This window comes from Allobosea sp. (genome assembly GCF_017308075.1).
Classification (GTDB): Bacteria; Pseudomonadota; Alphaproteobacteria; order Rhizobiales; family Beijerinckiaceae; genus Allobosea.
The window spans coordinates 270981-283055 of record NZ_JAFKFX010000025.1 but is presented as its reverse complement, the minus strand read 5'-3'; the positions used below and the strand labels follow the sequence as shown (position 1 = coordinate 283055).

The 12075-nt window shown below is 65.7% G+C and carries 16 protein-coding genes and 1 tRNA gene; 7 read left to right on the top strand and 10 right to left on the bottom strand.

From position 1 onward, the window contains the following. The coding region (locus tag J0J10_RS06865) for an IS3 family transposase (RefSeq protein WP_291398952.1) at nucleotides 1–118 on the top strand (118 nt) is incomplete at its 5' end. Here J0J10_RS06865 and J0J10_RS27010 read toward each other — a convergent pair. Next, nucleotides 115–402 (bottom strand): DUF6538 domain-containing protein, encoded by a 288-nt coding sequence (locus J0J10_RS27010; protein ID WP_366825012.1) that lies wholly within the window; start codon nucleotides 400–402, stop codon nucleotides 115–117. The two genes, J0J10_RS06865 and J0J10_RS27010, sit on opposite strands and share 4 nt — an antisense overlap. 102 nt (nucleotides 403–504) lie before the next feature. Then, nucleotides 505–580, bottom strand: a tRNA-Ala gene (locus tag J0J10_RS06860). Nucleotides 581–690: 110 nt separating this feature from the next. Here J0J10_RS06860 and J0J10_RS06855 point away from each other — a divergent pair. From J0J10_RS06855 to J0J10_RS06840, 4 genes are all read left to right on the top strand, one after another. Beyond that, the gene (locus tag J0J10_RS06855) at nucleotides 691–981 is read left to right on the top strand and encodes a YggT family protein (protein ID WP_291638112.1); all 291 of its coding nucleotides are present in this window, start codon (nucleotides 691–693) and stop codon (nucleotides 979–981) included. Between the two features lie 4 nt (nucleotides 982–985). Beyond that, on the top strand, nucleotides 986–1300 hold the full coding sequence (locus J0J10_RS06850; protein WP_291645826.1) for a DUF167 family protein: 315 nt from the start codon (nucleotides 986–988) through the stop codon (nucleotides 1298–1300). Nucleotides 1301–1370: 70 nt separating this feature from the next. Continuing rightward, nucleotides 1371–2066, top strand: coding sequence for a carbonic anhydrase (locus tag J0J10_RS06845; protein WP_291638110.1), 696 nt, complete (start codon nucleotides 1371–1373; stop codon nucleotides 2064–2066). 300 nt (nucleotides 2067–2366) lie between these two features. Continuing rightward, the gene (locus J0J10_RS06840; RefSeq protein ID WP_291645825.1) at nucleotides 2367–3041 is read left to right on the top strand and encodes a cold-shock protein; all 675 of its coding nucleotides are present in this window, start codon (nucleotides 2367–2369) and stop codon (nucleotides 3039–3041) included. 56 nt (nucleotides 3042–3097) lie between these two features. Here the strand turns inward: J0J10_RS06840 and J0J10_RS06835 are convergent, their stop codons facing one another. The 6 genes from J0J10_RS06835 to J0J10_RS06810 form a co-directional block, all read right to left on the bottom strand. Further along, complete coding sequence (locus tag J0J10_RS06835; RefSeq protein ID WP_291645824.1) at nucleotides 3098–3640, bottom strand: MOSC domain-containing protein; 543 nt, start codon at nucleotides 3638–3640, stop codon at nucleotides 3098–3100. A 112-nt stretch (nucleotides 3641–3752) separates the two neighbouring features. After that, nucleotides 3753–4241, bottom strand: a complete 489-nt coding sequence (bfr, locus tag J0J10_RS06830; RefSeq protein WP_291645823.1) for a bacterioferritin — start codon at nucleotides 4239–4241, stop codon at nucleotides 3753–3755. Between the two features lie 110 nt (nucleotides 4242–4351). After that, the gene (locus J0J10_RS06825; RefSeq protein ID WP_291645822.1) at nucleotides 4352–4639 is read right to left on the bottom strand and encodes a (2Fe-2S)-binding protein; all 288 of its coding nucleotides are present in this window, start codon (nucleotides 4637–4639) and stop codon (nucleotides 4352–4354) included. Then, nucleotides 4636–5169, bottom strand: coding sequence for an iron response transcriptional regulator IrrA (gene irrA, locus J0J10_RS06820; protein WP_291645821.1), 534 nt, complete (start codon nucleotides 5167–5169; stop codon nucleotides 4636–4638). The genes J0J10_RS06825 and irrA overlap by 4 nt, the downstream gene beginning before the upstream one ends. 170 nt (nucleotides 5170–5339) lie before the next feature. Beyond that, nucleotides 5340–6923: a DHA2 family efflux MFS transporter permease subunit gene (locus J0J10_RS06815; RefSeq protein ID WP_291645820.1), complete on the bottom strand. Its 1584-nt coding sequence runs from the start codon at nucleotides 6921–6923 to the stop codon at nucleotides 5340–5342. A 156-nt stretch (nucleotides 6924–7079) separates the two neighbouring features. Then, nucleotides 7080–8282: an HlyD family secretion protein gene (locus J0J10_RS06810; protein WP_291645819.1), complete on the bottom strand. Its 1203-nt coding sequence runs from the start codon at nucleotides 8280–8282 to the stop codon at nucleotides 7080–7082. A 142-nt stretch (nucleotides 8283–8424) separates the two neighbouring features. On the opposite strand from J0J10_RS06810, the gene J0J10_RS06805 reads away from it, so the two are divergent. Further along, nucleotides 8425–9093 carry a TetR/AcrR family transcriptional regulator gene (locus J0J10_RS06805; RefSeq protein ID WP_291645818.1) on the top strand — a complete coding sequence of 223 codons (669 nt, stop codon included), beginning with the start codon at nucleotides 8425–8427 and terminating at the stop codon, nucleotides 9091–9093. Between the two features lie 21 nt (nucleotides 9094–9114). On the opposite strand, the gene J0J10_RS06800 is transcribed toward J0J10_RS06805, so the two are convergent. Next, nucleotides 9115–10026 carry a DMT family transporter gene (locus tag J0J10_RS06800; RefSeq protein WP_291645817.1) on the bottom strand — a complete coding sequence of 304 codons (912 nt, stop codon included), beginning with the start codon at nucleotides 10024–10026 and terminating at the stop codon, nucleotides 9115–9117. A gap of 236 nt (nucleotides 10027–10262) precedes the next feature. On the opposite strand from J0J10_RS06800, the gene J0J10_RS06795 reads away from it, so the two are divergent. Continuing rightward, nucleotides 10263–10592, top strand: a complete 330-nt coding sequence (locus J0J10_RS06795; protein WP_291645816.1) for a four-helix bundle copper-binding protein — start codon at nucleotides 10263–10265, stop codon at nucleotides 10590–10592. Nucleotides 10593–10656: 64 nt separating this feature from the next. On the opposite strand, the gene J0J10_RS06790 is transcribed toward J0J10_RS06795, so the two are convergent. Continuing rightward, nucleotides 10657–11691 (bottom strand): aspartate-semialdehyde dehydrogenase, encoded by a 1035-nt coding sequence (locus tag J0J10_RS06790; protein WP_291638100.1) that lies wholly within the window; start codon nucleotides 11689–11691, stop codon nucleotides 10657–10659. Between the last annotated feature and the right edge of the window lie 384 nt (nucleotides 11692–12075).

Here is a 12075-nt window from a genome sequence, read left to right as displayed (position 1 = left end):
CGATGCCCGTGCCGACGTGTTCGATTACATCGAGCGCTTCTACAATGCCGTTCGCAGGCACTCGACCATCGGCTACATCAGCCCGGTCGAGTTCGAAAAGAAGGTGGGATTAGCTTAACTGAGCGTCCACGAAACCGGCAGCAGGCCAGTCAGGTCGACGGGCCTCCCACTGCCAGGCCCTTTAGCTTGGGATTGGGCTAAAACACGGCGAGCATCGTCGAACTCAGCTTCAGTCTTGACCCGCTCGATCCTCACGCGGCGCTTAGCTTCGGTGGCGTCAGATGTTTTCAGCGACCGTCTGATCTCGACCTTGCCGATGATCGACCGCAACTCGTCCGGAACACGGACCCGGAGCCACCAGATATTTCCCCGCAAAAGAAGATGCTCAGGGCGACGTGCCATCAGGGCTCGCTATGCTGTTGTGGACCACCAATGAGGACCAAAAGCACGGCAAGCAGCTGAAATCAAACGCTTTCTCCGGGGCACCAAGCACTTAAGAGTGCTTGGTGGAGCTGAGGGGATTCGAACCCCTGACCTCTGCAGTGCGATTGCAGCGCTCTCCCAACTGAGCTACAGCCCCGAAGCGCTGGCCTTCTAGGCCCTGCGTTGCGCTCCTGTCAATCGCTTCCGACAGGAACATTCTTCGGGCGGGCGATCCGCGCGCCGGACGGTTTTCAGAGAGGTCCTTTGATGCGTTCCGTTCTCGATGTCGTGATGCTGGCACTGAACCTCTATGTCTGGATCCTGATCGCTTCCGCCGTGCTCAGCTGGCTCATCGCCTTCAACGTCGTCAACACGCGCAACCAGTTCGTTTCCTCGGTCTGGGATTTTCTCTACCGCATCACCGAGCCGGCGCTGCGGCCGATCCGCAACATGCTGCCCAATCTCGGCGGCATCGACATTTCGCCGATCATCCTCTTGCTCGGCATCTTCTTCATCCAGAGCGTGATCACCCGCTACATCTATCCCAACGTTTTCTAGCCGCATGGCCGCCTGGTCCATCGTGCCGGATGGGCTTGCGATCGCGATCCGTCTGACGCCGCGCGGCGGACGCGACAGTCTCGATGGGGTCGAGACGCTGGCCGATGGCCGGCAAGTATTGAAGGCGCGGGTCAGGGCGGCACCGAGCGAAGGCGAGGCTAATACGGCGCTGGTCGCGCTCCTTGCCAAGGAACTTGCCATCTCCCGTTCGCAGCTGTCGCTGACCGCAGGCGCGAGCGCGCGCCTGAAGCGTATCCTCGTTCAAGGCGACGGGGCGGTGCTGGCGGCACGATTGCAGAAGCGGTTTTGCGAGATTTGATGCTGCGTTGCAGTAGAAACCTGCGAATCGGCTCTTGACGAAGGCGCTCGGCTCCTGTCCCAACTAGGGCATGGACCCAGCTTCATCGCCGCACTTCCCCGAGCGCCTGACCGAAGGCTATCGCGCCTTCCTCGACGACCGTTTCGTGCGCGAGCAGAGCCGATACGAGCAGCTCGCCGAAACCGGCCAGACGCCGAAGATCATGCTGATCGGCTGCTGCGATTCGCGCGTCTCGCCGGAGGTGATCTTCGACGCCAGCCCCGGCGAGATGTTCGTCGTCCGCAACGTCGCCAATCTGGTGCCGCCCTTCTCGCCCGACGATCAGCTGCACGGAACCTCGGCGGCGCTCGAATATGGGGTGCAGGCGCTCAAGGTCGAGCACATCGTTGTGCTCGGTCATGGTCGCTGCGGCGGCATCCGCGCCTTTGCCGACGATGCGCAGGGGCCGCTTTCGCCGGGCGACTTCATCGGCAAGTGGATCACCTTGATCGAGCCGGCCGCCCGGCGCTCCGGCGGCCGCGGCCGCAACGAGGATTTCGCAGGCTATGTCGAGCGGCTGGCGCTGGCCTCGGTCCAGCAATCGCTCGACAATCTGCGGACCTTCCCCTGCATCAAGATCCTCGAGGAGAAGGGCCGCCTGCATCTGCATGGCGCCTATTTCGCGGTCGCGACCGGCACGCTGATGCTGCTCGACCCGCAGACCGGGCAGTTCATCCCGGCACTCGGCGAGATGCCGAAGAAGGTCCAGAGCATACGCTGCGACTGAAGGGCGGCGCGGAAAAGCGGCTCCGGCTTACGATTTCGTGCACGGCCTTGTGTCGGCTTGGCTTGCGAGGCCGGTCGAAAGAGCGTTTCCTGCCGAAGCAGCGCCTTCTCCCTTGGGACCGGGCTAGAGATTCGCGATAGAAGCCGGCTTTCTGCCCTTGGGGAAAGAGCAGGCGGGCAGGCAACGAGGTGCCGGCGACAATGGTCGGCGGGCTCGATAATTTTGCTGCGCGGACCCGATGACGAAACGGCCGGCATGCGCTAGATTGCCGCCTCCCGGTCACAATTCACCTGAAGTTTCATGTTCGATCGACGCAAGCCCGCTGCCCCCGCTCCCTTCGTCACGCACGAAAACATCGAGGCCAAGATCAAGTGGTTCGACCCGGAGAAGGGCTTCGGCTTCGCTTCTCCGTCGGACGGCTCGGGCGATGTCTTCGTCCACGTCTCGGCCATCGGTCCGCTCGACGCGCAGGATCTCCAGCCCGGCGCCACCATCATCGCCGATCTCGGCGAGGGGCGGCGCGGCCTGCAGGTCGTCGCGGTCCACGAGATCGACGCCTCGACCGCGACCCCGGCCGCTCCGCGCGGCGGTGCCCGCCCGTTCTCGCCGCGCCCCCCGCGCGATGATTTCGGCGGTGGCTATGGCGGTGGTGGCGGCGGCTACGATCGTGGCGGCGGTGTCGGCTATGATCGCGGCGGCTATGGCGGCGGCGGTTACGACCGTGGCGGCGCCGGTGGCTATGACCGTGGCGCGAGCGCGCCGATGGAGGGGCCCTTCGACGGTTCCGTGAAGTTCTTCAACGCCGATCGCGGCTTCGGCTTCATCGCCCCCGACCAGGGTGGCGCTGACGTCTTCCTGCATGTCAGCTCGCTGAGCCGCAGCGGCTTGCAGCCGCCGATGGACGGGCAGCGCGTGCGCTTCTCGATCCGCGCCGGCAAGAAGGGCCCGGAAGCGGCGAACGTCAGCTACGTCTGAGCGCTGCCGCGTTTCCGGCGAGGTTTTCGGGGCGGCGTGCCGAGAGGCGCGCCGCCTCAAACACTTTCGAGTGCCCGGTGGGGCGGGGCGGGGAGCATCAGCGCGACAGGATCGCCCGGCCTGACCTCGCCGCCTTTCAGCACGATCCCCATGATGCCCGCCTTGCGAATCAGGGCTCCCTTCGCGTCGCGGCCGAGCACGGCCTTGAGCAGGCCGGGCCGGAAGGCCTCGATCTGGGCGCAAGGGTTGCGCAGTCCGGTGATCTCGACCAACGCATCGTCGCCGAGCTGCAGCCGGGTCCCGGTGGGCAGTCCGAGCAGGTCGATGCCGCGTGTCGTCAGGTTCTCGCCCATGTCGCCTGGCTTCAGGGCGAAGCCGGCCACCCCGAGCTCGTCGAAGAGTTCGGCGTGAAGCAGGTGGACCTGCCTGAGATTGGGCTGGGTCGGGTCTGCGGCGACGCGGGAGCGGTGCTTCACCGTGACGCCGCAATGGGCGTCGCCTTCGACACCGAGCCCGGCGAGCAGGCGGATGGCGGGGAGCGCCGGCTTGCTGAAACGGTGCCGCTCGTCCCGGCCGACTGCGACGATCATACCCGTCATGGCGCCTTCCTTCGGCTGCTATGAGGCCCGTCCGTCAAACGAAAGAGCCGGCCCGCGGAACGGGGCCGGCTCCTGATATCGCCAGTCCTTGCAATGCTGGCATGACGCGCGTTCAGTGGTCGTCGCCCTCGAGGCCGCCGACATGCTTCTGGGTGTAGAGTTCGAGGCCGATGCGGCCGATCAGCTCGAGCTGGGTCTCGAGGAAGTCGATATGGCCTTCCTCATCCTTCATCAGCGCCTTGAACAGCTCTTCGGACGGATAATCCTGGACCTCACGGCAATAGGTCGCCGCTTCCTGATAGAGCGCGCGGGCCTCGATCTCGGCTTTGAGATCGCATTCGATGACTTCCTTGACGTTCTCGCCGATCCGCAGCGGGTCGAGCGTCTGCATGTTGGGGAAGCCTTCGAGGAAAAGGATGCGGTCGACGAAGCGGTCGGCATGGACCATCTCCTCGATCGATTCCTTCTTCCAGGTCTTGGCCATGTTCTTCAGACCCCAATTGTCGAGGATCCGGTAGTGCAGCCAGTACTGGTTGATGGCCGTGAGCTCGGAACGCAGGCCCTTGTTGAGGTACTCGATAACCTTCTTGTCGCCCTTCATGGCAGCTTCCCTCGCAATGCCCACATTAGAATGATCCTAATGTAGGTCGGGCATTCTCAAAAGGGAAGCGCAGAATCCGGCTCGATAGTACGCAGCTGCCAAGCCGAGGCTCAGGCAGCTTCACGCTCGCCGGCGGTCTCGATTTCGGCCAGCATCAGGCCGACGGAGACGTGCACCGCGCAGTCGATCTCGCGGCTGGCGCAGCTGCTGCACTGGCTGGCGCAGGCGGCACGCGCCTCGGCCAGCAGGCTGCGCACCGCGCGGGCGCAGCGGCCGCAATCCGGGCTGCAGCCGAGGCAGTCATAGGCCTCACCTGCCGTCTTCGGCCCCGAGCCGTCCGAGGCGATGGTACTCTTGATCTGCCGGCAGGACAGGACGTTACAGGAGCAGACGATCACGCCCGGCCGCCCCCTGCGAGCTTGGCGACGTTCTCCTTGCCGTCGGCGCGGCGCAGGCGGACGATGACCTCCACCGAGGACACCACCATGCCCTCCGGCGCCACCGGCAGGCCGCTGACCTGGATCTCCGAGCCGGGAATGTCGACGACCGTCTCGTCGTCCTCATTGTAGAAGTGGTGGTGCTCGGAGACATTGGTGTCGAAGAAGGTCTTCGGCCCGGAGACCGAAACCTGGCGCAGCAGCCCGGCCTCGGAGAATTGCCGCAGCGTGTTGTAGACGGTCGCCAGCGACAAGGGCTCGCGGGCGCGCAGCGCCTCCTCATAGAGCATCTCGGCGCTGACATGGCGGTCGCCCTTGGCGAAGAGCAGCCAGCCAAGCGCCATGCGCTGGCGCGTCGGCCGCAGCCCGACGCTGCGCAGGCGCGATTTCACGGCGCTGATCGGGCAGGCCGCCGGGACCTTCTGCGGCCACGGGATCTGGTCGGCCTGACTGCGCGTCGCCGCGCCATTCTTCAGGGACACAATGCTCATGAAACGCCTTCCAGACTCGCAGTTCTCGCGTCCTGTAGTTTAGAAAAAGTCTAAACTACTGATATTATTGATATTTTTGCCTTCTCTCTCGCTCCGTGTCAATTCCTTGTGCCCTGCGGCAAGTCGCATCAGGGGATTGTCCGCAGTGCAGGCCGGAGCCGTGGCGGGCCTCAGTGGCCAGCTCCGTCCGGCGCGGCCTGACCCGGCTTGCGCATGAAGAGAGCGAGCACGACAAGGGTGGCGAAGACGAAGGTCAGGGCCAGGAAGATGTCGCCGAAGGCCATGACCAGCGCCTGCTTGTGGGCGCGCTGGTTCATCAATGCGAGCGCCATCGACTCGGCCGCGTCGCCATAATCGGCGAAGCGCTGGGTCAGCATGGCGAGGTTCTCCTCCGCCACCTGCCGGCCGGCGGCGACCGCCTCGTGCAGCCGGGCGATGTGCAGGTCTGTGCGGCTGTTGAGGAAGGTGTTGATCAGGGCCAGGCCGACGGCGCCGCCGAGATTGCGGGTCAGATTATAGAGCCCTGAGGCGTTCTTGAGCTGCTGCGGCGGCAAGGTGCCGAGCGCGAGGTTGTTGATCGGCACCATGCACAGCATCAGCGAGCAGCCGCGCAGGATCTGCGGCACGAGCAGCTCGTTGAAATCCCAGTCGGCGGTGACGAAGGAGGCGAGCCAGGTGCCGAGCGCGAAGCCGCCGAAGCCGATCATCATCATGATGCGCGGGTCGAGCTTGGCCGAGAGGCGCCCGGCGATCGGCGCGGTCAGGAACATGGCGAGGCCGGTGACGAACATGGTCTCGCCGATCATCAGCGCGTCATAGCCGCGGATGCGCCCGAGATAGACGGGGTAGAGATAGGTCAGCCCGTAGAGGCCGATGCCCATGGTGAAGGAGAACAGCGAACCGAAGGCGAAGTTGCGGTTCTGGAAGGCGTAGAGGTCGACCAGCGGATCGTCGCGCGTCAGCGCCCGCCAGAAGAACAGCACGCAGCCGACGAGCATCAGCCCGGTGAAGAAGACGATCTCATGACTCTGGAACCAGTCGAGCCTGGTGCCTTCCTCCAGCACGTATTCGAGGCTGCCGAGGAAGGCGGCCATGCTGGCGAGGCCGAGCCAGTCGAAGCGCTTGAGCAGGGAATGGTCGGGCTTGTCGAAGTCGATCAGCGTCCAGGCGGCGATCGAGACGCCGATGCCGGGCACGACATTGATCAGGAAGAGCCAGTGCCAGGAGAAGGCATGGCTGAGATAGCCGCCGATGGTCGGGCCGATGGTCGGGGCGAGCGTCGCGATCAGGCCGATCAGCGGCGAGACGATCGGCCGTTTGGAGGCCGGGAAGATGGTGAAGGCGGCGGCGAAGACGCCGGGGATCATGCCGCCGCCGATGAAGCCCTGCACGGCGCGCCACAGGATCATCTCGTTGATCGAGGTCGACATCGCGCAGAGCACGCTTGCGACGGTGAAACCGGCGGCGGCGATGGTGAAGAAGACGCGGGTGGACAGCGCCCGGCTGAGATAGCCGGACAAGGGGATCATGATCACTTCGGCGATCAGATAGGCGGTCTGGACCCAGGCGATCTCGTCGGCCGAGGCCGAGAGCCCGGCCTGGATCTCGGCGAGCGAGGCCGAGACGATCTGGATGTCCAGGATCGCCATGAACATGCCGAAGACCATGGCGAGGAAGGCGAAGATCCGCCTCGCCGGAATGGCGTCGGAGGCCGGCGGGGTACCGGCGGGGCTGGCAAGGGTCGCGGTGGCCATCAAGGCCTCCCTGGCTTCTTGTTTGCGCAGCCCTCTTCCTGAGGAGCGGCGTCAGCCGCGGCGCGAGGGATGGTTCCAGGGGGCGCTGGAACAGCCTTCGCGACGCCGTCCCTTACGGGACGGCTCCTCAGGATGAGGGCTCGCGGGCTGGCCGGCTCAGTGCGCCTGCGGTCGCGGATCGATCGAGACCACCACCGACATGCCCGGCCGCAGCGTGTGGCGGGCGATCGCCTCGGGCGCCAGCGCGATCCGCACCGGCACGCGCTGGACGATCTTGGTGAAATTGCCGGTCGCATTGTCGGCCGGCAGCAGCGAGAACACCGAGCCGGTGCCCCCGGCGATGCCGCTGACCGTGCCCTGGAAAACCTGGCCGGGCAGGGCGTCGACGGTGATCGTCGCCTTGTCGCCGATCTTCAGCGGGCCGACCTGGGTCTCCTTGAAGTTGGCGTCGACATAGACCTGGTCGAGCGGAACGATCGACATCAGCCGCTTGCCGGCGCTGACGAGGTCGCCGAGCTGGACATTGGTGTTGGCGACGAGGCCGTCGATCGGGGCGGTGATCCTGGTGAAGGAGAGGTCGCGCGCCGCCTTTTCCTCTGCGACCTTGAGCTCGTCGGCCTGGCGGGCGGCCTCGATGCGCTGCGCCTGCAGCACTTCGATATTGGCCTTGGCCTGGGCGACGCCGGCCTGGGCGCTGGCGAGCGCGGCGGCGGCCTGGTCGCGTGCGGCGGTGGCGGCGTCGAGGGTCGCCTGCGAGCCATAGGACTTGGCGGCGAGGCTGTTGGCGCGCTCGAAATCCGCGAGGCTGCGGGTCACCGCCGCCTCGGCCGAGGTCGCCTGTGCCTGTGCCTGCAGCAGGCTGGCCCGAGCCGCCTCGGTCTGGGCGTCGATGCGGGAGAGGGTGGCGGCAGCGGTGGCGCTCTTCGCCTGCGCACTTTCGAGGGCGATGCGCTGGTCGCCATCGTCGAGGCCGACCAGCGGGTCGCCGGCCTTGACCTCCTGGTTCCGGGTCACGGAGACGGTCGCGACATTGGCCGCGAGCTTGGTCGAGATCGTCGCCATCTCCGCCCCGACATAGGCGTCGTCGGTCGAGACGATGAAGCGGCCATTGCGCCACCAGTCGAGCCCGAACCAGCCGCCGGCGGCGAGCACGGTCCCGGCGACGAGGATCAGCGCCATGCGCTTGACCGGCTTGCGGCCGGCTGGGGGCCTGGCTGCGCTCTGCTCGCTACCCGGCGTCGCTTCCTCGGGCTTGCGGGCCTCGGAAGGCGGCTGCGCCGTCTCCAGCCGGGCATCGACCAGCTTCAGTCGGTCGCGACGGGGTTCGGCGTGCTTCTCGATGAGGGTGTCGGCCGACATGTGTTGCCCTGACGATTTCAATTCGAACCGATCGGTTCGATTAGGGCTTGAGATAGCGCCAGGAAAGAGGCATATCAAGGGAAAATCGAACTGCATGGTTCGATTATTTCGCAGGCGCGAAATGCGCCATGGATGGAACGCGATGACTGCCGGCCCGGAAACCCATGTTAAACCACGCTCGCGCAACAGGCGGGTCGCCGGCGCTGACCCCGACAAACGTCATCAGATCCTGGAAGGCGCGCATGCGGTCTTCACGGCGCGCGGCTTCGACGCCGCCAGCATGAGCGACATCGCCGCGGCGGCGAATGTCTCGAAGGGCACGCTCTATGTCTATTTCCAGGACAAGGAGCATCTGTTCATCGCGCTGATCGAGCGCGAGCGCGAAAAGCAGAAGCAGGGCATCTACGAGGCGCTGGCGGATGACCCCGATCTCGCCCATGCGCTGGCAAGCTTCGGTGAAAGACTGGTCAGGCTGATCACTGGCGGTTTTGCGCTCAGCGCCCAGCGCATCGTACTCGGCGTCGCCGAGCGCATGCCGGAACTCGGCCGGGAGTTTTTCGAGCGCGGCCCGATGCAGGGGACGCGGCGTCTCGCCGCTTTCCTGCAGCGGCGCGTCGAGGTCGGCGAACTCGCCATTGCGGATGCCGGGCTCGCAGCCGCACAGTTCATCGATCTCTGCCAGTCGACGCTGACGCGTCCACGACTCTTCAACGCCGTGCCCGTGCCGCCGGATGACGAGGAGATCGCCCGGGTGGTCGGTTCGGCCGTGACGATGTTCCTGGCGCAGTATGGGGTCAGGAAGCCGGGGTAGGCCCGGCTCTCCGTCCCGCGCTCAGCCGCGGCTTAGCGGGCCGCGGGCGCGCAGGCGTTCGCGATGGGCGATATAGAGGCCGGAGCCCGTGATGATGACCGCACCGAGCCAGGTGAAGCGGTCCGGCAGAACGGCGAACATCAGGAAGCCGAAGATCGAGGCCCAGAGCAGCTGCAAATAGGCGAAGGGCGCGAGCAGCGAGGCATCGGCATGCCGGAACGCCAGGATCACGAACCAGTGGCCGATGGTCGAGGCCACGCCGACGAAGACGCCGAGCCAGATCGCCTGCGCCGTCAGCGGCTGCCAGTCGAAGGGCTGCAGCAGGCTGAGCAGCAGGAAGCCGATGATCGCCGACCAGGTCAGGGTGGTCACCGGGTTCTCGGTCGCGCTCATCATCCTGGTGAAAATCAGCGCGAAGGCCCAGGCCGAGGCGGAGAGCATCGGCAGCAGAGCGGCGAGCTGGAAGCCGGCGCCGCCCGGGCGCACGACGATCAGAACGCCGATCAGCCCGATGATCGTCGCCGTCCAGCGCCGCCAGCCGATCTTCTCGCCGAGCAGCGGGATCGAAAGCGCGGTGACGAAGAGCGGCGAGATGAAGCTCGTCGCCGTGGCGTCGGCGATGGGCAGGTATTTCAGGCTCGAGACGAACAGGATCGAGGAGACGGTGACGGCGACGCCGCGCAGCAATTGCAGGCGAAGGCGATTTGGGACCAGCATCGGCCGACCGCCGGGCAGGGCGATGGCGAGCATGATCACGGCGAAGGCGGCATAGCGCAGCCAGGTGATCTGCAGCGGCGGCACGGTCTCGGCCATCAGCTTCGAGACGGCGTCGGCACTGGACAGGAAGGCGCCGCCGAGCAGCACGAGACCGATGCCGCGCAGCGAGTTCTCGCGGCGCGGAGACGGAGGCTGCCCGCCTTGAACGGGCTGCATGTCAGGGGAAGGAGATTGTCGCAAGCCGGCCGCTGCTGCACCAGGGAAGTTCAGGGACCCTAGCAGGTTCGCCGTGGGATGGTCGCGCTAAGAGGGAAAGGCGGGCATGCCCGGCGCGCGAGCTAGGGCGCCCGTCGACCTGCGCGATTGTTACATCATGTTGCAGCAGGGAACCGCGGCAGGCCGAAGGACTTGCCTGGGTAGGGGATAGCCCTTTCTCAGCAAGGAGACTGCTTATGCATACGAGTTCCGGCATGCAGGTTTGCATCGACCACTGCCTGCGTTGCTACCGCATCTGCCTCGACATGGCGTCCTCGCATTGCCTCGAACTCGGCCGGGAGCATACGAAGCCGGCTCATATCCGGCTGATGCTGGCCTGTTCAGAGGTCTGTCGCAGCGCGGCGCATCTGATGCTGCTCGGCACGCCGCATCATCGCGATCTCTGCGCGAAATGCGCCGAGATCTGCGAGGATTGTGCCCGCGACTGCGAGCGGGTCGGTAATATGGAGGAGTGCGTCAAGGCGTGCCGAGCCTGTGCCGAGAGCTGCCGGAAGATGGCCGCTTGAGCCCGGTGCGATCCAGCGCGTCGCGATGGGAGGTGTCGCAACGCGCTGTCTCTGGCAGACGGCCTTAGGCCGCCCGCTTGCGCGGCTGGATCAGCTTGCGGTTGACCAGAACCTCGGCGATCTGGACCGTGTTCAGGGCTGCGCCCTTGCGCAGATTGTCGGACACGCACCAGAAGGCGAGACCGTTCTCGACGGTGTTGTCCTCGCGGATGCGCGAGATATAGGTCGCGTCCTCGCCGGCCGCCTCATGCGGGGTGATGTAGCCACCGGGCTCGTGCTTGTCGATGACGAGGATGCCCGGGGCGGTGCGCAGGATCTCGCGCGCCTCCTCGGCGGTGACCGGCTTCTCGCACTCGATGTTGACGCTCTCGGAATGAGCGATGAAGACCGGCACGCGCACGCAGGTGGCGGTCAGCTTGATCTTCGGATCGAGGATCTTCTTGGTCTCCGCCATCATCTTCCACTCTTCCTTGGTGAAGCCGTCTTCCATGAAGACGTCGATCTGCGGGATGAGGTTGAAGGCGATGCGCTTGGGGAACTTCTTGGCCGCGACCTCGCCGGCCGAGAACACGGCACGGGTCTGGTTGAAGAGCTCGTCCATCGCCTCCTTGCCGGCGCCGGAGACCGACTGATAGGTCGAGACGACGACGCGCTTGATGCCGAAGCGCTCATGCAGCGGCTTCAGCGCCACGACGAGCTGCGCGGTCGAGCAGTTCGGATTGGCGATGATGTTCATCTTGCTGAAGCCGGCGGCCGCAGCGGCGTTGACCTCCGGCACGACCAGCGGCACGTCGGGGTGCATGCGCCAGGTCGAGGAGTTGTCGATGACGACGCAGCCCTGCGCGCCGATCTTCGGCGACCATTCCTTGGACACGGCGCCGCCGGCCGACATCAGGCAGATGTCGGTGTCTGAGAAGTCGTAATGCTCGAGCGCCTTCACCTTCAGCTTCTTGTCGCCGAAGGAGACCTCGGTGCCGACCGAACGCTGCGAGGCGAGCGCCACGACCTCGCTGACGGGGAAAGCCCGCTCGGCGAGGATGTCGAGCATCTCATGGCCCACATTGCCCGTGGCGCCGACTACCGCGACCTTGAAGCTCATGCTGGAATTCCTTCTGGCGAAACCGGTTCATCCTCCCCGGGAGGCCCTCGCCGCGCAGTTCGAGCGCGGTTCCGGCCTTTGACCCCGGCCGGGGGGGAGAACCCGGAATCGAGGCGAAGCGTCAGCGCAGCGTCCGGGTTTTCCCGGTCGCCGTTTTGGTCGTGCATTTCGTCGTCGGACGGAAGGTCACAGAGCCAATCCAGAGCTGAGCATCATCGCGAGGCCGGAAGGATAGCAGCTTCCAGCCGGCTTCCCAAACACCGCCGCCAGCGAAAAGTCAATTGGCGCGCTGCCGGGCAACCGCCCGATCCGCGTTAACCCTGCCTGCTTACCCGGCGTTGACCCTGTTTCGCGATCTCCTGCCATCGGTAACGGGCCGCTGAC

Coding starts and splice junctions, on each gene's coding strand:
- J0J10_RS27010 (WP_366825012.1), bottom strand. CDS start 402: ATGGCACGTCGCCCTGAGCATCTTCTTTTGCGGGGAAATATCTGGTGG.
- J0J10_RS06855 (WP_291638112.1), top strand. CDS start 691: ATGCGTTCCGTTCTCGATGTCGTGATGCTGGCACTGAACCTCTATGTC.
- J0J10_RS06850 (WP_291645826.1), top strand. CDS start 986: ATGGCCGCCTGGTCCATCGTGCCGGATGGGCTTGCGATCGCGATCCGT.
- J0J10_RS06845 (WP_291638110.1), top strand. CDS start 1,371: ATGGACCCAGCTTCATCGCCGCACTTCCCCGAGCGCCTGACCGAAGGC.
- J0J10_RS06840 (WP_291645825.1), top strand. CDS start 2,367: ATGTTCGATCGACGCAAGCCCGCTGCCCCCGCTCCCTTCGTCACGCAC.
- J0J10_RS06835 (WP_291645824.1), bottom strand. CDS start 3,640: ATGACGGGTATGATCGTCGCAGTCGGCCGGGACGAGCGGCACCGTTTC.
- bfr (WP_291645823.1), bottom strand. CDS start 4,241: ATGAAGGGCGACAAGAAGGTTATCGAGTACCTCAACAAGGGCCTGCGT.
- irrA (WP_291645821.1), bottom strand. CDS start 5,169: ATGAGCATTGTGTCCCTGAAGAATGGCGCGGCGACGCGCAGTCAGGCC.
- J0J10_RS06815 (WP_291645820.1), bottom strand. CDS start 6,923: ATGGCCACCGCGACCCTTGCCAGCCCCGCCGGTACCCCGCCGGCCTCC.
- J0J10_RS06810 (WP_291645819.1), bottom strand. CDS start 8,282: ATGTCGGCCGACACCCTCATCGAGAAGCACGCCGAACCCCGTCGCGAC.
- J0J10_RS06805 (WP_291645818.1), top strand. CDS start 8,425: ATGACTGCCGGCCCGGAAACCCATGTTAAACCACGCTCGCGCAACAGG.
- J0J10_RS06800 (WP_291645817.1), bottom strand. CDS start 10,026: ATGCAGCCCGTTCAAGGCGGGCAGCCTCCGTCTCCGCGCCGCGAGAAC.
- J0J10_RS06795 (WP_291645816.1), top strand. CDS start 10,263: ATGCATACGAGTTCCGGCATGCAGGTTTGCATCGACCACTGCCTGCGT.
- J0J10_RS06790 (WP_291638100.1), bottom strand. CDS start 11,691: ATGAGCTTCAAGGTCGCGGTAGTCGGCGCCACGGGCAATGTGGGCCAT.